This window comes from Pseudomonas sp. FSL L8-0168, assembly GCF_037976155.1.
GTDB lineage: Bacteria > Pseudomonadota > Gammaproteobacteria > Pseudomonadales > Pseudomonadaceae > Aquipseudomonas > Aquipseudomonas paracarnis.
In genome coordinates this window covers 2,895,028-2,912,464 of the sequence record NZ_CP150262.1, presented here as the reverse complement: position 1 = coordinate 2,912,464, position 17,437 = coordinate 2,895,028, and the positions used below count along the sequence as shown (strand labels likewise).

At 57.9% G+C, this 17,437-nt stretch carries 21 protein-coding genes and 1 tRNA gene; 11 read left to right on the top strand and 11 right to left on the bottom strand.

Features of this window, described 5'->3' with window-relative positions:
• Positions 1 to 4: 4 nt before the first annotated feature.
• Both MHH62_RS12945 and MHH62_RS12940 read right to left on the bottom strand, forming a co-directional pair.
• Positions 5 to 81, bottom strand: a tRNA-Met gene (locus tag MHH62_RS12945).
• A 235-nt stretch (positions 82 to 316) separates the two neighbouring features.
• The gene (locus tag MHH62_RS12940; protein ID WP_014716807.1) at positions 317 to 868 is read right to left on the bottom strand and encodes an RNA polymerase sigma factor; all 552 of its coding nucleotides are present in this window, start codon (positions 866 to 868) and stop codon (positions 317 to 319) included.
• Positions 869 to 1,132: 264 nt separating this feature from the next.
• Between MHH62_RS12940 and MHH62_RS12935 the strand changes: the two genes are divergently transcribed.
• From MHH62_RS12935 to sctU, 11 genes are read left to right on the top strand one after another with little or no spacing between them, the layout of a single operon-like run.
• The gene (locus MHH62_RS12935; RefSeq protein WP_014716808.1) at positions 1,133 to 2,197 is read left to right on the top strand and encodes a TyeA family type III secretion system gatekeeper subunit; all 1,065 of its coding nucleotides are present in this window, start codon (positions 1,133 to 1,135) and stop codon (positions 2,195 to 2,197) included.
• Positions 2,194 to 4,287, top strand: coding sequence for a type III secretion system export apparatus subunit SctV (gene sctV / locus MHH62_RS12930; RefSeq protein WP_014716809.1), 2,094 nt, complete (start codon positions 2,194 to 2,196; stop codon positions 4,285 to 4,287). The genes MHH62_RS12935 and sctV overlap by 4 nt, the downstream gene beginning before the upstream one ends.
• 37 nt (positions 4,288 to 4,324) lie before the next feature.
• The gene (locus MHH62_RS12925) at positions 4,325 to 5,224 is read left to right on the top strand and encodes an FHA domain-containing protein (protein ID WP_032903971.1); all 900 of its coding nucleotides are present in this window, start codon (positions 4,325 to 4,327) and stop codon (positions 5,222 to 5,224) included.
• Positions 5,221 to 6,579, top strand: coding sequence for a FliI/YscN family ATPase (locus MHH62_RS12920; RefSeq protein ID WP_014716811.1), 1,359 nt, complete (start codon positions 5,221 to 5,223; stop codon positions 6,577 to 6,579). Before MHH62_RS12925 ends, MHH62_RS12920 begins: the two co-directional genes overlap by 4 nt.
• Entirely contained in the window at positions 6,566 to 6,994 is a 429-nt protein-coding gene (locus MHH62_RS12915; RefSeq protein WP_014716812.1) for a YscO family type III secretion system apparatus protein, read from the top strand. The genes MHH62_RS12920 and MHH62_RS12915 overlap by 14 nt, the downstream gene beginning before the upstream one ends.
• A complete protein-coding gene (locus tag MHH62_RS12910; RefSeq protein WP_014716813.1) occupies positions 6,991 to 7,449 on the top strand; it encodes a type III secretion system HrpP C-terminal domain-containing protein in 459 nt (152 codons plus the stop codon). Before MHH62_RS12915 ends, MHH62_RS12910 begins: the two co-directional genes overlap by 4 nt.
• On the top strand, positions 7,446 to 8,459 hold the full coding sequence (locus tag MHH62_RS12905; protein WP_014716814.1) for a FliM/FliN family flagellar motor switch protein: 1,014 nt from the start codon (positions 7,446 to 7,448) through the stop codon (positions 8,457 to 8,459). Before MHH62_RS12910 ends, MHH62_RS12905 begins: the two co-directional genes overlap by 4 nt.
• Positions 8,456 to 9,109, top strand: a complete 654-nt coding sequence (gene sctR, locus MHH62_RS12900; RefSeq protein ID WP_014716815.1) for a type III secretion system export apparatus subunit SctR — start codon at positions 8,456 to 8,458, stop codon at positions 9,107 to 9,109. The genes MHH62_RS12905 and sctR overlap by 4 nt, the downstream gene beginning before the upstream one ends.
• Positions 9,110 to 9,116: 7 nt before the next feature.
• Positions 9,117 to 9,380 carry a type III secretion system export apparatus subunit SctS gene (sctS, locus tag MHH62_RS12895; protein ID WP_014716816.1) on the top strand — a complete coding sequence of 88 codons (264 nt, stop codon included), beginning with the start codon at positions 9,117 to 9,119 and terminating at the stop codon, positions 9,378 to 9,380.
• Positions 9,381 to 9,390: 10 nt separating this feature from the next.
• On the top strand, positions 9,391 to 10,179 hold the full coding sequence (gene sctT, locus MHH62_RS12890; RefSeq protein ID WP_014716817.1) for a type III secretion system export apparatus subunit SctT: 789 nt from the start codon (positions 9,391 to 9,393) through the stop codon (positions 10,177 to 10,179).
• Positions 10,176 to 11,273 (top strand): type III secretion system export apparatus subunit SctU, encoded by a 1,098-nt coding sequence (gene sctU, locus MHH62_RS12885; RefSeq protein WP_020301452.1) that lies wholly within the window; start codon positions 10,176 to 10,178, stop codon positions 11,271 to 11,273. Before sctT ends, sctU begins: the two co-directional genes overlap by 4 nt.
• Here sctU and MHH62_RS12880 read toward each other — a convergent pair whose 3' ends face one another.
• The 9 genes from MHH62_RS12880 to MHH62_RS12840 form a co-directional block, all read right to left on the bottom strand.
• Positions 11,274 to 11,639: a transcriptional regulator gene (locus tag MHH62_RS12880; protein ID WP_233086067.1), complete on the bottom strand. Its 366-nt coding sequence runs from the start codon at positions 11,637 to 11,639 to the stop codon at positions 11,274 to 11,276. It abuts the gene before it with no gap.
• Entirely contained in the window at positions 11,636 to 11,839 is a 204-nt protein-coding gene (gene hrpT, locus MHH62_RS12875) for an HrpT family type III secretion system protein (protein ID WP_014716820.1), read from the bottom strand. The genes MHH62_RS12880 and hrpT overlap by 4 nt, the downstream gene beginning before the upstream one ends.
• Positions 11,836 to 13,977 (bottom strand): type III secretion system outer membrane ring subunit SctC, encoded by a 2,142-nt coding sequence (gene sctC, locus MHH62_RS12870; RefSeq protein WP_014716821.1) that lies wholly within the window; start codon positions 13,975 to 13,977, stop codon positions 11,836 to 11,838. The genes hrpT and sctC overlap by 4 nt, the downstream gene beginning before the upstream one ends.
• A 14-nt stretch (positions 13,978 to 13,991) precedes the next feature.
• Positions 13,992 to 14,384, bottom strand: a complete 393-nt coding sequence (locus MHH62_RS12865) for a hypothetical protein (protein ID WP_014716822.1) — start codon at positions 14,382 to 14,384, stop codon at positions 13,992 to 13,994.
• Entirely contained in the window at positions 14,385 to 14,600 is a 216-nt protein-coding gene (locus MHH62_RS12860; protein WP_014716823.1) for a hypothetical protein, read from the bottom strand.
• 90 nt (positions 14,601 to 14,690) lie between these two features.
• Positions 14,691 to 15,284, bottom strand: a complete 594-nt coding sequence (sctL, locus tag MHH62_RS12855) for a type III secretion system stator protein SctL (protein ID WP_014716824.1) — start codon at positions 15,282 to 15,284, stop codon at positions 14,691 to 14,693.
• Positions 15,262 to 15,843, bottom strand: a complete 582-nt coding sequence (locus tag MHH62_RS12850; protein WP_224796991.1) for a type III secretion protein — start codon at positions 15,841 to 15,843, stop codon at positions 15,262 to 15,264. The genes sctL and MHH62_RS12850 overlap by 23 nt, the downstream gene beginning before the upstream one ends.
• 13 nt (positions 15,844 to 15,856) lie before the next feature.
• Positions 15,857 to 16,657 carry a type III secretion inner membrane ring lipoprotein SctJ gene (gene sctJ / locus MHH62_RS12845; RefSeq protein ID WP_014716826.1) on the bottom strand — a complete coding sequence of 267 codons (801 nt, stop codon included), beginning with the start codon at positions 16,655 to 16,657 and terminating at the stop codon, positions 15,857 to 15,859.
• A gap of 485 nt (positions 16,658 to 17,142) precedes the next feature.
• Complete coding sequence (locus tag MHH62_RS12840; RefSeq protein WP_014716828.1) at positions 17,143 to 17,367, bottom strand: hypothetical protein; 225 nt, start codon at positions 17,365 to 17,367, stop codon at positions 17,143 to 17,145.
• Positions 17,368 to 17,437 lie beyond the last annotated feature (70 nt).

Here is a 17,437-nt window from a genome sequence, read left to right as displayed (position 1 = left end):
TACTTGGTGGCTACACAGGGACTTGAACCCCGGACCCCAGCATTATGAATGCTATGCTCTAACCAACTGAGCTATGTAGCCAAGTGGCGCGCATTATTCGCTTGGAACGGCAATGCGTCAAGCGTTTTTGTTGAAAATTTTTCTACGCTTTCAACTGTTTAAGCCAAAGCGCTGATTTTGGCGACGGGCGGTGGCGAATGCACCGTGCATGAGGGGAGCGCAAGCGCTAAGCGTCTTCGAGGGTCTACTCACGGGCCCAGTCCGACAGTGTTGGGCAGATATCCCTGTCGCCCAACGCTTGACTGGCTAGTTCAACTTACTGATGCAGTGGGGTGTGGGTGACGCGCTTGAGCTGTTCGCGTGCCCGTGACAGGCGCGAGCGCACGGTGCCGATAGGAATGTCCAGTACGTCGGCGGTGTCCTGGTAACTGCCGTCGGTTTCCAGGGAGGCATACAGTGTTCTGCGCATCTCTGTGGGCAAGTGATCAATTGCGCTCAGGGTATTTTCCAGGCGTCGGTTGACCTCGAATTCCCAATCCAGGCTGTGGTTTTCTTCATGGCCATGCCACAGCGACTCGTCGAATTCGCAATGAGAGGGCTTGGCATACAGGCGCCGGAAGTGATTGCGGATCAGGTTCTGCGCGATACCGCACATCCAGGTGCTGAGCGTCGCGGTACCACTGAAGCGCTCGCGATTGCGCCAGGCCTCCAAGTAAGTCAGTTGCAATAGATCATCCGCGTCTTCCGGGTTGAGGACCCGTTTGTGAATGAAGCGCCGCAGTTTTTTCTGTTGATCGTCTGTCAGATGGAGCATGAATTGAGGCGAATTGCCACCAAGGTGAACTAAGGCTTCAATAGGGATATTCATGATTTTTTCCTTAAGGTAGACGCAGTCGAAAACGTATCGACAGGAACCCGATTGCACTGCGTGTGCCAAAGAGAAAAAATCGTTTAATAGCTTGATATACATAGATAAATATTTTGAATGGAGGTGTTTTTACGCAGACTTTTGCACGGGGGAACAGGTGCCTGTGCAAGTCTTTTCAAACCCGGCTCAGCCTCAAATTTCTATGGAACCGTATGGGTGGGCCTCGCCACACAGGGAAAACACTCTTCCTGAACTGGCCTGTCCATGAAAGTCGAATCTCGCAACGATGTGCAAACGGTCCAAAGCTCGGATCAACCTGTTATCAACACTGGCTCCGTGCCTGCACCTGCGAAGGGTGTCGACGAACTGGCCCATCTGTTCAATCAGGAAGTGGAGCTCAATAAGCTCCCGCTGGCCCATCGGCAAATGGGCGTGCGCGTGCCTGCGGCTGAAAAGCTGGTGGAGCTTTATGACCAGTTGGGTCACCCGGCCCAGGCGAGCATGGCTTCGGTTTCGCGCCGAATCAGGATGCAGTTGCTGCAAAGCGCCAGTCTCGAAAAATTGCTCGACCTCGCCGGAGGCGACCCGGCGCGTGCTTTCGTGGTGCTCAAGCATGTGGTGAGCGAGGCGGACGCTGAAGTCCGTAAATCCGAAGCGGCCCTGGCACACGCAGCCATCGCCAAGCTGGAGGCGCGTTTCAAGGGCGAAATCCAGGCCGGCCTGAACATCGCCTTAACACTGCAAGCCGCCAGCGTGGACCCCGAGGAGCGCCAGGCCCTACGTGCGCTCTACTACGCCAGCGTGGTCACGCGCCAATCCCTGGCAACAATGATGCAAGCCCTGCTGGGTGTATACGGCGGTGATGGGTTTCAAGAAGGGCTTAACGTGATGCGTAAAGCCCTGGCAGACGATATTGCCGCCTTGGTGTCCTCGGTGCCTACACCATTGCTGCGCTCCTTGCTGGTGGGGCTGCGAAGCTGCGGGCAGTTGAGCGCAGTGCTGGCCAGTTGCGTGACGTGCAAGCAGCGCCTGGAGATGGAGGATGAGGCCGTTACGCTGCTGCAGCGCCTGCTCGGATATGCCAGCAGCGGCATAGGCGCCGATGAAATTCTGCGGTTGGGGAATGAGATGGGGAGTGGTTCGCCTACCAGGCAATTGACAGCTCTCAACGCGCTTTACCCTCTGATCCGGCAGTTACCTTTGGCCTTGTGGCCTGACACCAGAGTCCGTGAGGAAACCTTGTTCAAGTTTGTAGCGGTGATGGACGAACTGAACCGGATCGATGGCGGAACCCAGCGTTCTCCTGAGCTGGCCGAGGCTATGACGTGACCCTGCTGTCGACCATCAATGGCTTACTGCTCAAAGTGGCACAGCGAGCTGAAGTGCTGGGCGCTGTGGTGGTCATGGCCATTATCTTTATCTTTATCGTTCCACTGCCGACCTGGCTGGTAGATATTCTGATTGCTCTCAATATCTGCATATCTTGCCTGTTGATCGTACTGGCGCTTTATCTACCGGGCCCTTTGGCGTTCTCGTCGTTCCCGTCGATCCTGTTGTTGACCACTATGTTTCGATTGGCGCTGTCGATCGCGACCACGCGCCTGATCTTGTTGGAACAGGACGCCGGTGACATCGTTGAGGCGTTCGGCAATTTTGTGGTGGGGGGAAACCTGGCGGTGGGGATGGTGATCTTCCTGATCCTGACCCTGGTCAACTTCCTGGTGATCACCAAGGGTTCGGAGCGGGTTGCCGAGGTCGCGGCGCGATTTAGCCTGGATGCAATGCCGGGTAAGCAGATGTCTATCGACAGCGATTTGCGTGCCGGGTTGATTGACGGTGTGCAGGCGCGCGACAAACGCGATCAGCTGTCGCGTGAAAGCCAGCTGTTTGGGGCCATGGATGGCGCCATGAAGTTCGTCAAAGGCGACGCCATCGCCGGTTTGATCATCGTCGTGGTCAACCTGTTGGGCGGCTTCTCCACGGGCATGTTCCAGCACGGGTTGAGCGCTGCCGATTCCATTTCGTTGTATTCGGTGCTGACGATTGGCGATGGCCTGATAGCACAGATTCCAGCGCTGCTGATCTCTCTGACTGCGGGCATGATCATCACCCGCGTGGCGCCGGATGGACGCAAAGGCGTCAGTAACATGGGCGTCGAAATTGCTCGGCAAATGACCAGCGAGCCCAAGAGCTGGGTGATTGCCTCGGTGGGAATGCTTGCGTTTGCCCTAGTGCCGGGCATGCCTACCCTGGTGTTTATTCTTATCGCGCTGATCACCGGCTGTGTGGGTTACTACCTGGTACGCCAGCGTCAACGACAGGCAGAGCCCGCCAACGAAGCCGCCGAGGTCGTTCGACCTGAAGAGAACGGTAAAGAGGACTTGCGCGGATTTGATCCGTCGCGCCCCTACCTGTTGCAGTTTTCCCCCGTGCTGCGCGGAACGCCTGAGGTGACGGACCTGATTCATGGGATTCGCCAGGCGCGAAACTCGCTGGTCGCCAATATCGGCCTGACATTGCCGCCGTTCGAAGTTGAACTCGATGATTCCCTGGCCGCCGATGAAATGCGCTTTTGCGTGCATGAGGTGCCCATGGTCAGGGCGTCAGTGGTCAACCATGTGGCTGTTGAGCGCAAGGCGCTGACGGTTGAGCCTGAGCACGCCATACCGGGGCTGGCTGAGCGGGATGAACAGGATTGGCTCTGGTTGCCTCCTGATGACCCGCTGCTGGAGGACCCAGAGCTGGAGCGCTTCACGGCTACGCACCTGATCCTGGAACGCATGAGGCAGGCAATGATGCTCAGCGGGCCGCAGTTCCTGGGGATTCAGGAGAGCAAGTCGATCTTGAGTTGGCTTGAGCATAACCAGCCGGAACTGGTGCAGGAACTGCAGCGCATCATGCCGCTCTCGCGTTTTTCGGCGGTGTTGCAACGCCTGGCCAGTGAAGGCGTACCGCTGCGAGCAGTGCGGCTGATTGTCGAGTCGCTGATCGAGTACGGGCAGCATGAGCGTGAGCCGGAAGCCCTGGCCGACTATGCGCGCATTGCCCTCAAGGCACAGATCTACCACCAGTACAGCGAGGCCGATGGCCTGCATGCCTGGCTGTTATCTCCGCAGAGCGAAAACATCCTGCGCGAGGCGCTGCGCCAGACCCAGACCGGCGTGTTTTTCGCGCTGGACGAGAACCACAGCGCGGCCTTTATCAGTTTGCTCAACCAAGCCTTTGTTCTAAGGGCCAAGAGCAAAAGTGTGATGTTGGTGGCGCAAGACTTGCGCAGCCCATTGCGGACCTTGCTGCTGGAAGAGTTCAACCATGTACCGGTGCTGTCTTTCGCTGAGTTGGGAAGCACATCCAAGGTCAAGGTCCTGGGGCGCATAGACCTGGGCCAGGAAGCCTTGATGCGGGGGGCGGCGGCATGAGCCTGCGGCCATGGTTAATACGAAAGAGGGCTCGATAATGTATGAGCTAAGGGTGCTTGATGGCCAGCGCCAGGGCGCTGCGTTGCCGTTGTTTGGCGAGCAATGGAGCATTGGCGCCCAGGCAGATGCTGACTTGGTGCTGAACGATCCAGGGGTTGCCGAGCAGCATGCGTTGCTGCGCTTTTTTGAGGCTAACTGGTCGGTGCAGGCCCAGGCGGAACTGTTGTACGGGGCTGCTGGGCAAGCCATGGCGCAGATCCCGAATCTGGCATTGAACGTGCCCTTTCTGGTGGGCAGCGTAAGGTTGTGCGTCACCCTGGCGGATCAACCGTGGCCCGAGCCTGTGGCGCCGGCGGCCGCAGCGGTGCCATCGCCGGATGAACCCGCGCAGGCACTGATGTTGTCCGCCATTGCGCCCTCGCAGCAAAAGCGCTTGATCAGCCTGGTGCTGGTGATGGCGATCATCATCGCCGTAGTGGGCATGGTCTCGACAGGGGAGCATGAGGCCCAGGCTTCGCTGATGCCTGCGGTGGCTGGCAAACAGGAACTGGCCTCACCGATTGATGTGCGCCAACAGTTGGTGAAGATGCTTGGCGAGCGTGAGTTGAGCCCGCGCATCGGCTTGCAGGTGATCAACGGCCAAGTCGTGCTGAGCGGGGATGTTTCCCAGGAGGATGTGGAGTTGGTGTCGCGGATGCTCAGCCGTTTTGGTGAGCAATTCGACAGTGCGGTGCCGGTGATCAGTCGTGTCCGTGTGCGCGATGAGGCCTTGCCGTTCAGGATTGTGCAGATAGTGGGCGGACCGAACGGCCACGTGGTTCTGGAAGAGGGCAGCCGGCTTTTTCTGGGGGATCAGATAGACGGCCTGCGCCTGGTGCTGATCGACAACAGCAAGGTGGTTTTCGACGGTGCGCAGCGTTATGAGGTGCTTTGGTGAGTACGCAATTGCAAGCGCGTCTCGACGCCTGGCAACAGCGCCAGGCCCAGGCGCTGAGCAGCTTTGCGCCAGTGGCGATGCGTGGTCGCATCCAGCGCGTCAATGGCATGTTGCTGCAATGCCGATTGCCTCAGGCGCGCATCGGCGATTTGTGCCAAGTGGAAAAAGGGCCGGGCGATTTCATGCTCGCCGAAATCATCGGCTTTGATCAGCAGGATGCAGTACTCAGTGCCCTGGGTAATCTGGAAGGCGTACGAGTGGGCGCTGGCGTTGAGCGCCTGGGCGTTTCGCATCGTGTGCAGGTCAGCGAGGCGCTGTTGGGCCAAGTACTGGATGGTTTCGGGCGACCGATTACGGGGCAGGGCGCCAGTGCGTTTGTCGAAGCTGAACTGCCCGATACCAGTGCGGTGCTGTGTGAAGCGCCGTTACCCACCGAGCGCCCGCGGATCAACCGTGCCCTGGCCACTGGGGTGCGTTCCATTGATGGCTTGATGACGCTGGGTGAAGGCCAGCGCGTCGGTCTGTTCGCCGGGGCCGGTTGCGGCAAGACGACCTTGTTGGCCGAGATCGCCCGTAACGTCGAATGCGACGTCATCGTGTTCGGCCTGATCGGCGAGCGAGGCCGCGAGTTGCGTGAGTTTCTCGACCATGAGCTGGATGAGCAACTGCGCTCCAAAGCGGTATTGGTGTGTGCTACGTCTGATCGCTCCAGCATGGAGCGCGCTCGCGCTGCATTCACCGCCACGGCGTTGGCTGAAGGTTTCCGGCGCAAGGGTCAACGGGTGTTGTTGCTGATTGATTCCCTGACTCGTTTCGCCAGGGCCCAGCGCGAAATTGGCCTGGCTGCCGGTGAGCCCCTGGGACGCGGTGGTCTGCCGCCTTCGGTGTACAGCTTGCTGCCGCGTCTGGTGGAACGCGCCGGGTTGACCCGTGACGGTGTGATCACAGCGATCTACACGGTGCTGATCGAGCAGGACTCCATGAACGACCCAGTGGCCGACGAAGTGCGTTCGTTGCTTGACGGCCATATCGTGCTGTCGCGCAAATTGGCCGAGCGTGGGCACTATCCGGCGGTGGATGTGCTGGCGAGCCTTTCACGAATATTGAGCAACGTCGCAGAACCTGCGGATATCCAGGCGGGCACGGCGTTGCGGCGTTTGCTATCGGCGTACCAGCAGATTGAGTTGATGCTCAAGCTGGGCGAGTACCAGCCTGGCAGCGATGCCCTGACGGACCTGGCGGTGAACAGTCGCCAAGCGGTGGATGGTTTCCTGCGCCAGGATTTGCGTGAGCCGACACCGATGGCTGTCACGCTGGAGCAACTCAAGGAGCTGACCGCCCATGTCCCATTCTGACGTACTGCTCGGTGAGGTGGAGACGCTGCGGCGCCTGCGCAGGCACCGGGCCGATCGGGCCGAGCGTGCCCTGCGTGAGGCCAAGCGTGCGCAGCAGGCCCTGCTTGCGCACATCCAGCAGGCCCAGGAAGCACTTGAACAGACTCGGCAGGAGGAAGCCCGGCAAAGTGCGCAGTTGCTCAGTCAGCATCAGGGCCAGACCCTGACCTTGAAGGGGCTGAAATCCTGGCGCGCGCAGGAACACTCCTTATCCGCCAGCACCCAGCGAGAAGAGGGGCAGCTTGAGGCGTTGCGCAGCCAACGGCCAGTAAAAGAAAGCCACGTTGGCAAAGCCCAGAGGCAAGCCACCGAATGCTTGCGACAGGTCGAAAAGTTACAGGAGTTATCACTTTTACTGGCACGGGAGCCGGCATGACTAAGGTTGCTAATAAACCCCCTCAAAGACCGCCCCTGCGTGAGCCACGGGAAGAACGTGAGCCGGGAACAGCGGGCGTGGTGCCCTGGGAGCAAGGGCGACTGTTTGCGCGGCTGTTTGCTGATGAGCGTGAGGGCACAGGGACGGGAGCCTCCTTATCGGGAAAAAAATCAGCATCCGGTATCGCCATGATCGAGGCGCTCGCCGAACAGCTGGCGCCGCGTGTATTGGCCGGTTCGCAATGGCCGTTGCAGGCAGTGTTGTACTTGCCACGTCTGGGACGGATCAATGCCAGCGTGCGCCGAGAACAGAGCGCCTGGACCATTGAGCTGGAAGCAGAACAGGGCGCCACGGCACGGTGGCTCAGTGGCGTACGACAGCAGTGTGAGGAACGTTTTGCGCAAGCGCTGGGGCGGCCAGTCAGCGTACTTGTGCCAAGCGTCGGCAACCTATGATCGTACCGCTACTGACATTCCCGTCGATCAAGAGCGACTTGGTTGCCGCACGCAACCGACTGGGGCGCGGCCTGTACCTGCCGTTCCATGTCGCGGGTCAGGCCGGTGAGCTGCGGCTTGAGCCTGGACGTGCGCCAGTTGGCAGTGAAGCGGTGTGCTTTGACACGCAGTGCGGCGTGCTGGCGCTCGCTAAGGCAGGGCCGTTGCTCAGCCTGATGGGCGAGTGTCCGGTGACCCTCGCTGGGGCCGACAACGAACCAGACTCCTGGTTCTGGGCGTTGTTCCAGTATTACCTGAGCCCCGAAGTGCGGTCGTTGTTGGGTTATGTGAGATTGCTGCACACCGAGCGACCAAGGGGGTTTGGCTGCCGCCTCACCGTGACCCTGGGGGCATCCTGGGCTGAGGGTTATGCCTGGTTGAGCCCCGAAAGCTTTTTGGCCTTGCACGAGGCGAGTTCCTGGCGGGCCACGGCTGCGCCACTGCCGTTGTCGTTTCAATTGGCAATTGCCGTGACCCTTGGGCGGCTGCGGTTACCGATTGTACAGGCCAGTAGCCTGCGGACCGGTGATGTGCTGGTGCTTGAACAGACCTTTTTCCAGGCCCTGGGCAGCGGCTATGTGCAGGTTGGCAGAGAGCGCCTGCACGGGGGCATTGACGATGACAACGGGCGGTTACGTTTCATTCTTACTTCTATCGAGGACATGTCCGTGGACGAAGATTTAGCTGTACCTCATTACTCGGGGCATGAAAACGATGAACCTGTCATGGACGTATTCGGCCCCGAGCCGTTCGATGAGTTGAGCATGACGCTGAACGTACGCTGCGGAACACTGAACCTTACCCTGGGGGAGCTGCGTAACCTCGTGCCCGGCTCGGTATTGGGCATTGCCGGTTTCGCCCCGGGCACGGCGGGACTGTATTACGGTGATCGACCCATCGGCCAGGGACAGTTGGTGGAAGTTGACGGGCGTCTGGGGTTGCAGTTGTCCCGAGTGGTGTTCGGTCGATGATTCTTCAGGGGCTGGACCCGGTAGTCCTGGCGGTATTTCTGGGGGCGTTGTCGTTGATGCCCATGCTGTTGGTTGTCTGCACAGCCTTCTTGAAAATCGTGATTGTGCTGATGATTACCCGCAATGCCATCGGCGTACAACAGGTGCCTCCAAGCATGGCCATCAACGGAATCGCCCTGGCTGCCACCTTGTTCATCATGGCACCGGTGGGGTATGAGATCGCCGAGAACCTCAAGGCTTCGCCTCTGGACATGACCAACGTGCAAACGTTTCTGAGTACCGGCAATGAGGCCATCAACCCCTTGCGTGCCTTCATGCTGCGTAATGTGGACCCGGATGTGCTGACCCATCTATTGGAAAATACCGCACGTCTGTGGCCAGCGAAAATGGCGCAGGAGGTGCAGCGTGAGGATCTTATCCTGCTGATTCCGGCCTTTGTGCTTTCGCAATTGCAGGCGGGGTTCGAGATCGGGTTCCTGATCTACATCCCCTTCATCGTGATCGACCTTATTGTTTCCAACCTGCTGCTGGCGCTGGGTATGCAGATGGTCTCGCCGATGACCATTTCCCTGCCGCTCAAGCTGCTGCTGTTCGTGCTGGTGTCTGGCTGGTCGCGGTTGCTCGACAGCCTGTTCCTTTCTTATCTCTGAGTGGCGTATGGAACCTATCGTGCTGTTCAAGCAGGGCATGTTGCTGGTGGTTGTACTGTCGGCGCCGCCGCTGATCGTGGCGGTGGTGGTGGGGGTACTGACTTCCCTGGTACAAGCACTGATGCAGATCCAGGACCAGACATTACCCTTTGGTATCAAGCTGGTGGCGGTGGGTGTCACATTGATCCTGACGGGCCGCTGGATTGGCGTTGAGTTGATCCAGCTGATCAACCTGACGTTTGAAATGATCGGCCGTTCGGCCCTGAACTGAGGCGTTGCCTGTGCTGCTTTATCTTGACTACCTGCCCAGCCTGGTGATTGGCATGGCGCGTATTTACCCCTGTGGCATTTTGGTGGCGGCGTTTTGTTTTCAGCACGTGCGAGGCCTGCCTCGGCACACCATCGTGATGGTCCTGGCGCTGCTGCCCGCGCCGGGTATTCACGCAGCTTTGGCAGGGCAGGACCCTTCAGCAATCATGCTCGGTGCGCTGATGATCAAGGAAGTGGTCCTGGGGTTGCTGCTCGGGGTGTTGCTGGCGATGCCGTTCTGGATGTTCGAGTCGGTCGGGGCACTGCTGGACAACCAGCGTGGAGCCTTGGCAGGTGGCCAACTTAACCCGTCACTGGGGCCGGACGCGACACCGATCGGGCACATGTTCAAGCAACTGGCGATTTACCTGTTGATGGCCGTTCTGGGGTTGGGCACGCTGACCCAGGTGATCTGGGACAGTTATCTGATCTGGCCACCCACCGTGTGGTTTCCGTTTCCAGCGGCTGATGGCATGAGCGTATTTGTCGGGATGCTGAGTGACACGTTCATGCACATGATGCTTTACGCTGCGCCCTTTATTGCCGTGTTGTTGCTGTTGGAGTTTGGCATCGCGTTGCTGGGCGTCTACAGCCAGCAATTGCAAGTGAGTACCTTGGCGCCACCGGTCAAATGCCTGGCGGGAATCGGTATTTTGTTGCTGTACTTTGCATTGTTGCAGGATCTTATTGTCGGGCGTATGAGCCAGCTGGGTGACCTTAAGCACTATCTGGGGCTTTTGTTCTCGGTCTCGGCATCGTGAGTGATTCGGGGGAAAAAAAGCACCCGGCGTCCGCCAAGAAACTGCGTGACCAACGCAAGAAAGGTCAGGTCGCGCAAAGCCAGGATGTGAGCAAGCTGTTGGCACTGACGGCTATCAGTGAAGTCGCCTTGTTCACTGCCGAGACCAGTTTGCAGCGCTTTCAGCAACTGATGGTGTTCCCGATGTCGCGCTTGAGCCAGCCGTTTGTGCGAGTGCTGGAAGAAGTACTGGTGGAGGGCCTGGTCATGTTTTTCTCGTTCTCTCTGCTGATGGCCGGGCTTGCAATTGCTGCGAAGCTGATTGGCAGCTGGATGCAGTTCGGCTTGTTGTTCGCCCCGCAAACGCTCAAGCTGGATTTCAATCGCCTCAACCCTATCAGCCAGATCAAGCAGATGTTTTCTGCCCAGTCTTTGATGAATCTGTTGATGAGCATAGCCAAGGCGTTCCTCCTGGGCCTGATTGTGTACGTGGTGGTTTGGCCCTCTTTGGGGGCGTTGATCAATCTTGCCAACAGCGATCTGCAGAGTTACCTACTGGCGCTGATCGCGTTGTTCCGTCACTTGCTGCATGCCTGCCTGGGGCTGTTGCTGGTGTTGGCGTTGATCGATCTGACGTTGCAGAAGCACTTCTTCGCCAAGCGTATGCGCATGACACAGGTTGAGGTCGTCAAAGAATACAAAGACATGGAAGGCGACCCTCATGTGAAGGGGCAGCGCCGTCAGTTGGCGCAGCAATTGGCCCAGGAGGAACCGAAGGTCAAACTGCCCAAGCTGGAAGAGGCAGACATGCTGGTAGTCAACCCGACGCACTTTGCGGTCGCCCTGTATTACCGTCCTGGCAAGACGCCTCTGCCCCTGCTGATCAGTAAAGGCACGGACGACGAGGCGCGAAAACTGATCGCGCGCGCGAAGGCCGCCGAGGTGCCCGTGATTCAGTGTGTGTGGTTGGCGCGTACGATCTACACCAAAAAGTTGGGAGCCAGCATTCCTCGCGAAACCCTGCAGGCCGTGGCGTTGATCTATCGCACCTTGCGCGAGCTGGACGATGACGCCAAACGCGAGACGCTGGAGCTCCCGGAGCTTGACCAGCGCTGATCAGCGAATGGATCCTGGGTCCAGGACACTGAGACCTGCCAGCGAGAGCATCCGGCTCAGCATCCTGTCCAGATTGCCGGGCGGTGTTGGCAGCGCGTGCCAGATCACCATGGCGCCCTGGGCATCGAGGTAGACAAAGCACCCCTCGAAGACCAGGGCCTGCTCAAAGCGGCGCTGTAATATCCGTTGCAATTGCCCGGCTTGCAACGCTTCGCGAGCGACATGCAGAGCCAGCCCCGGGCGATTGCCCGCCTGCAACGTGCACACTTTGATACCGGGCGCGAGGGACTGGTGAGCGGCAGCGCCGCTCACCAGGTCGTTCAGCACTACCTGGGGTTGGTTGCCGGGCATTTGCGTCGTGCTCATCGCTCCAGCGATACCGTCTGGTAGTCCGCGCGCTCCCCGGACGGTCCAGGCTGGACGCGCATGTGCGATGGCCACCAGATCACCATCTTCTGCGCGGTCGACTGCGGGCGTGAGCAGGAGTCGCCTTTGCATGTTGGGGTACAAGCGCTGACGAGCAGCGCCGCACCGATCAGGGTGACGCACAACAATTGATGCTTCATGGTCGGGCCTTTTTGACAGGAGTAATCAAGGTAGGGCGCGGTACGCTGAGGTGTTCATCCTTCTTCACCGGGCGCATGGCGATAAAGACTTCGGCTTCTTCTCCCGGCTTCAACCAGGCGCGTGGCCACACGGTGACGGCCAAAGTCTGCGAGTTGCTGCATTCTTTTTCATCGATGCGCACATTGCGGTTGAACTGGTTGCGCATCACCACGACGGCGACGTTGTACTCGGGGCCTGCGTACCATTGGCTGCGCTCGGTGTTCAGCGCCAGCAAGTCGCGGGGGCTGCACAGCGTGTTCAATCCCAGGGGCATGGGCGCCAACTTGAAGGCCTTGGGCACTTCTCCCGTCACCAGATGCGCCAACGTGCTGATGATGTCGCTACGCTTGATCTCGGGCTGGTGAGGGGCGTTGCGCCTGGCCAGTGGTGCAAGGGCCGTCTGCAACTCGGCCTGGTCTGCCTGAGGCAAGTAGCGGGACGGATCGGCCTGGTCGCCGATGACGCGTGGGGTGATGATGAACAGGCGTTCACGCCGATTGTTCTGCCGTTCGCTTGAAGAGAACAACGCCTTGCCCAGCAGTGGGATATCGCCCAGCAGCGGCACCTTGTTGTGCTTGTCGGTGCTTTCCGTGACATGGAATCCGCCCACCACCATTGAGCGTTTTTCCGCCATGACCGCCTGGGTACTGACGTTACCGCGGCGCACATCCAAGTTATTGAGGTCACGATTGGGGTTGGACTCATCGAACGTACCGTCCTCGATATCCACCACCAAGTGAATCTGATGGCTGCCTCGGCTGGTGATGACGCGGGGCACGACCTGCACGCTGGTACCCACGGTGACCGGCAGGATGGTTGCGTTCTGACGACCGGGTGTCAGGTACTGAGTGCGGTTGAAGTCGATCACCGCCGGTTGGTTTTCCAGGGTGAGCACGGAGGGGTTGGACACCATGGTCGCCAGCCCCTTGGCTTCCAGGGCGCGTATGTCAGCATAGAAACGGTCGCGATTCTCGATCGACAACTGCTGCGATGTGCCGGGCGCCATATTTGCACCACCACGGAAACGGCTGTTCTGAAACCCCCAGTTCACGCCGAATTCACGCAATTGGGTGCGCTCGATATCCAGAATGATCGTATCGATTTCCACCAACTTGCGCGCCACATCGAGTTGAGCGATCAACTCGCGGTACATGGCCTGGCGCTCTGGCAGGTCATAAATGAGCACCGCGTTATTGCGCATATCGGCTTCGACGCGAATGCGACTGGTGGGGGCCGGCGCCCGCGGGGTGAGTGTGGCGCCAATATCCATTGGCATGGGAGTGCTGTTTGTAGCGAGCATCTGCCCCAGCAACGGGTTGCTCAAGCGGGGAACGTTGGGTACGAGAGGGGCGGGCTGTGAGGCGGGGCGCTGGGCTAACGCAGGGGGGGTCGCGTTGGAGCGTGGCTCCAGTAAGCCCCGCACAATGCTGGAAACACCGGCAATGGTGATCTTCTGGCCGCGATAATCCACGTGGCGATCCGCTGCATTGGCAAACTTCAGCGGGAAACTCAGCACGCTCTGTTTTTCGTCCACCGAGCGGCGTTGGCTGCTGAACTGTTTGACTTGCTCGATATAGCGCCGAGGCCCTGAGACCAACACGATGCCATCGTCGGGCAACTCACCCCAACCGAAGCGGCTGTCGAGCAGGCCGATATCAGTGAGGGCTTGCTTGAGGTCGGCAATGGTCTCGGAGGAGACCTCCAGGCGCGCTGACTCTTGCTGGTCCAGAGTACTGACGTAGAGCGTGTTGTTGTACAGGTACCATTGGAAGCGATGCTCTACCCCCAGGCGGTCGAGCAATGACTGCGGGGTGTTAGCGCGTATCTTGCCATTGACGATGCCTTCCAGCAGGCCCTCGATCTGCAGCTGTGTACCGAAGGTCTGGGCGAAATCTTCGAGTACCTCGCGCACCGGCTTATGCTCGGCTTCATAAGCGTAGGCGGTGTTTTTCCATTCCGAAGGGATGGCGGCCAGCGCGCTTTGTGCTGAAACCAGCAACCAGGAAAACAAAAACACATTCCGCCAGTGGGTTCTTTTGGCTGTAACGGCAGGCGAGCCAAGGTACGAGCGATTGCCCTTATGGGTCTTGTTAGACATAGACAGTTCTCTGATTAGTACGAACGTGAACTTAGCGGGGTGGGTTTGAGGTTTTGAACTGGGCGAGCAAGTCGTGCATTGATTGCGCGCCATGTGTCGCGTTGGTTGAGCAGGGCTTCAAGGCAGCCAAGCAGGCCGGCTTCTCCACGGTCGGCGCGCAGGCTGTTAATCACCCATAGCGCTCCCGTGTCGGCTTTTTGAGCCAATGCACCTTGAAAATGATTCAAGCTGGCCGCGCCCAGGCGCAGCCAGCCTTGCAAGGCTGAGTTATCGGGTAGAGAAGAGGTCAGTTGAGCCCCCAATAAAACGGTGTCTCCCTGACGTTGCAGGGTGACTTCGTCGTCGCCCTCAAATAGAGCGATTTTTTCCTTTCCGCTGCTCAACCAGTCACTTACGAGCGCCTTCATCTACTGGAAGCTTTCAATAGTTGTTTTAAGCATTTGGTTGACGGTTTTACCGTGCTCGTTATAAAGCGCAAAGGTGACCTCTCTACGCGTTACCAAGTTGTGAAATAGTTCGCTGTCTTCGGCGGCCAGGCTTTCTTCGAAGCCGGCTTTGAACTCCTTGTATGTCGATGTTTTATTTCGGGCAATCGAATGAGTCAGTTCTTTGAAAAAATCCATGATTTTTCCTCGGTTTTCTATTGTCGATGGATGAATTTAAACAGTCAGCTCTGAGTGATTAACATAAAGAAAGTCTCTATGTTCGTAGGATTAAATCTCGATCAAGTACTCTTTATCCTGCTTGAAAAAAGTGTCGAGCATGGCGTTCCAGCTGATACGGAAGTCGCCCTCATCTGTTTTCAGTACGAGGGTCTGAAGATGAACTGTGTCGTCGGCGCTTAACTTCCAGGCGTTGCTCTTGTGGCGTGCAAGGCTCTGCCTTATTTCCTCAAGATCAAGGGGATGACAGAGCAGCGTCGCGCTGACTTCCTGAACTTGGCTCTCCAGCAAGTGCTTTAACAGTGCTGCGAGCCTTTGCGGGGCAGTCGTCTCGCCGAGCAAGCAGCGAATGGCCTGGTTGGTTATGGAGGTCGCATAGTGTTCAAGGTTGTCGCGCATCGTTTGACGGTCGCGTTCCCATTGCTTGAGTTGTGCATCTGCGCGTTGCCAGATTTCCAATGAGGCTTGTTCAAGCATGGCCTCGCATTTTTTCTCGGCCATACTTATCAATTCGTCGGCCTGGGCCTTGGCGTGGCTCAAGAGGTGGTTGGCGTGTTCCCAATGGGCAAGCTCTTCGCGCTTGATAAGGCTTCCTCGTGCGCCGGATGCGTCATTGCGTAACTCAATAGTATGTCGGCATAACATTACTGTTTTCCTCACCTGTGCGAGACAGGGGCGTGTTGCCGCTCGCCATGGTCGTGACGCGCCAGACGACGGCCTGCCAGAGAGTGTTCAATCGGCCGCTTGCATGTTCGAGTGGGGCGTTTGCTATTTCAGCCTCGCTCACACGTGTACGGGGAAAGCGCAATCGAAGACGCTGCCAGATAGCCGGTTCAACCCAGCTATGAAGCAGTCGCAGTGGATCGGAATGTGGGGGCAGCATGGAGGGGTGCAGCGCCATGGAGAGGCGCATGCACCACTGGTGATGACTTTCACTCAATGGTGATGGCGCTTCGGGATTGAATATGTGCGTGACCAATGCCAGCCCCAGGTTCAGTTGATCCGTCGTGGCCAGGGCCAACCGAAGCACGGTAGCGTGAGGCGCAGCAGGCAAGCAGGCTTTAAAACCCGTCAGGTTGTCGGGCACTGACCGGCCGTTGTAAAAAAGCCTTTCAATCGCACGATACTCCTCACCTCGCCAGTCTTCGTGGGCCTGCTTCCAGGGAAAAGCCCACCACTGAGCCCAGGCCAGTTGTTCACGCATGAGGGGGTCGGGTCTAGGTGCCATGCGTTGACCCCGCTGAGTCGCCTTTAATGGCCGGCTCCTGGGAGTGACGCTTGCGCCGCGCTTGGAGGAAGATCATGGCGGCCACGGCCGAAACCAGAGCGAGCAGCACAATCATTATGCTGGTTCGCCAGAAGCCGAGATCGTCGCCAGGCACCAGGAAGGGGCCGAAATACACCAGGCGTTGCTGTTCCTGATAAGTGGAGGCAGGTACAAACACCACAGTGAGTTTTTGCGGGTTATCCACCGCTGTGGTCATCCCGGGAATACTGCTTGCCACCATTCTGCGGACCCGCGCACGGATGTTGTCGGGATCCAGGCGTGGATCATGCTTGATAAACACGGAGGCAGATGCAGGTTGGACCGGCTCTCCTGGCGCAATGCGCTCGGGCAACACCACATGCACGCGTGCGACAATAACGCCATCGATCTTGGACAAGGTGGTTTCAAGCTCTTGGGATAAGGCATAGATGTAGCGGGCACGCTCTTCCAGGGGGGTGGAAATGACCCCTTCCTTGCGAAATGTATCCCCCATGGTGGTCCGGGCAAGTCGAGGAAGGCCTGCCGCTTCCAAGGTACGTACGGCGCGCCCGATGTCGTTTGTATTGACCGTTACGACGACGCCATCTTTGGCCGGGGTCTTTTGCGCACGAATATGTTTATCAGCCAATTCGGCGACGACCTCATTGGCTTCTTGCTCGGACAATTGGCGATGAAGTTCCACTCGGTCACCGCATCCGCTCAGTATAAAAGCCATGATCAAAACTAAAACGACACGCAGAGAGTTATTCATGCTCAGGACTGCATGTTACTGATCTTGTCGATGCACTGTGTTGTCTTGGCCAGACATTTCACCATGAGTTGTGATGTGAGTTGTGCGCTATATAACTCTCGTGGGTAAGTACTGATGGCCTCAACATCTATACCTTTTTTAGTTGAGCGGATTATTTTTGCGAAGCCATCTCTTGAGTGACTGAGGTGCTTTGAGGCCTCTGTCAAAAGGAGCGAGACTTCAGGCTTGGCAGAAGTCGTGTTGGTGGGGCGTTCAAGCATCGATGTGAAAAAACTGGCATCCATACCGTCTGGCGACTGTTCCTGGGCTGCACGGGTATGTTCCGTACTGCTGCCTTTCTGTGAGAAAGGGTCGTTTGCTATTCGCATGGCGGTTTACTCGATCAAAGTGGGCGCAGCTTTACAGGCGTACACACTGGCCTGTCGGGAGGGGGGATGATTACCTTTCGGACTAGAGAGCCTGAAAGGTAATCGATCACCCGATAATTATTGACCGGACCCCGACCGGATCAACCCTTGAATGTTTTTCACTTCAGCGCTTCTCCAGCCGTTTTTTATGGCATCAGCCTTCATCTTTTCGAAGATGCCTTCGGCGCCATCTTCGCCACCTCCAGCAAATCCGTCTCCTGTGCCTCCGTTAAATTTAGTGAATGGGTTAGACGTGTTTGCCAACGCTTGTGAATAGATCGAACCTGAGGTAATAGTTGACATATAAGGGTCCTTTGTGAATTAAGAATTGTATTCGCTGCCCGTAACATCATCATAGATATGACGCTGTTGA

What these genes read in the sequence shown, in the direction of transcription:
- MHH62_RS12935 (WP_014716808.1), top strand. Translation starts at nt 1,133, where the DNA reads ATGAAAGTCGAATCTCGCAACGATGTGCAAACGGTCCAAAGCTCGGAT.
- MHH62_RS12850 (WP_224796991.1), bottom strand. Translation starts at nt 15,843, where the DNA reads ATGCGTGAACAACTGGCCTGGGCTCAGTGGTGGGCTTTTCCCTGGAAG.
- MHH62_RS12905 (WP_014716814.1), top strand. Translation starts at nt 7,446, where the DNA reads ATGATCGTACCGCTACTGACATTCCCGTCGATCAAGAGCGACTTGGTT.
- MHH62_RS12880 (WP_233086067.1), bottom strand. Translation starts at nt 11,639, where the DNA reads ATGAGCACGACGCAAATGCCCGGCAACCAACCCCAGGTAGTGCTGAAC.
- MHH62_RS12840 (WP_014716828.1), bottom strand. Translation starts at nt 17,367, where the DNA reads ATGTCAACTATTACCTCAGGTTCGATCTATTCACAAGCGTTGGCAAAC.
- sctL (WP_014716824.1), bottom strand. Translation starts at nt 15,284, where the DNA reads ATGTTATGCCGACATACTATTGAGTTACGCAATGACGCATCCGGCGCA.
- hrpT (WP_014716820.1), bottom strand. Translation starts at nt 11,839, where the DNA reads ATGAAGCATCAATTGTTGTGCGTCACCCTGATCGGTGCGGCGCTGCTC.
- MHH62_RS12865 (WP_014716822.1), bottom strand. Translation starts at nt 14,384, where the DNA reads ATGAAGGCGCTCGTAAGTGACTGGTTGAGCAGCGGAAAGGAAAAAATC.
- sctR (WP_014716815.1), top strand. Translation starts at nt 8,456, where the DNA reads ATGATTCTTCAGGGGCTGGACCCGGTAGTCCTGGCGGTATTTCTGGGG.
- MHH62_RS12910 (WP_014716813.1), top strand. Translation starts at nt 6,991, where the DNA reads ATGACTAAGGTTGCTAATAAACCCCCTCAAAGACCGCCCCTGCGTGAG.
- MHH62_RS12915 (WP_014716812.1), top strand. Translation starts at nt 6,566, where the DNA reads ATGTCCCATTCTGACGTACTGCTCGGTGAGGTGGAGACGCTGCGGCGC.
- sctS (WP_014716816.1), top strand. Translation starts at nt 9,117, where the DNA reads ATGGAACCTATCGTGCTGTTCAAGCAGGGCATGTTGCTGGTGGTTGTA.
- sctJ (WP_014716826.1), bottom strand. Translation starts at nt 16,657, where the DNA reads ATGAATAACTCTCTGCGTGTCGTTTTAGTTTTGATCATGGCTTTTATA.
- MHH62_RS12925 (WP_032903971.1), top strand. Translation starts at nt 4,325, where the DNA reads ATGTATGAGCTAAGGGTGCTTGATGGCCAGCGCCAGGGCGCTGCGTTG.
- sctC (WP_014716821.1), bottom strand. Translation starts at nt 13,977, where the DNA reads ATGTCTAACAAGACCCATAAGGGCAATCGCTCGTACCTTGGCTCGCCT.
- MHH62_RS12860 (WP_014716823.1), bottom strand. Translation starts at nt 14,600, where the DNA reads ATGGATTTTTTCAAAGAACTGACTCATTCGATTGCCCGAAATAAAACA.
- MHH62_RS12940 (WP_014716807.1), bottom strand. Translation starts at nt 868, where the DNA reads ATGAATATCCCTATTGAAGCCTTAGTTCACCTTGGTGGCAATTCGCCT.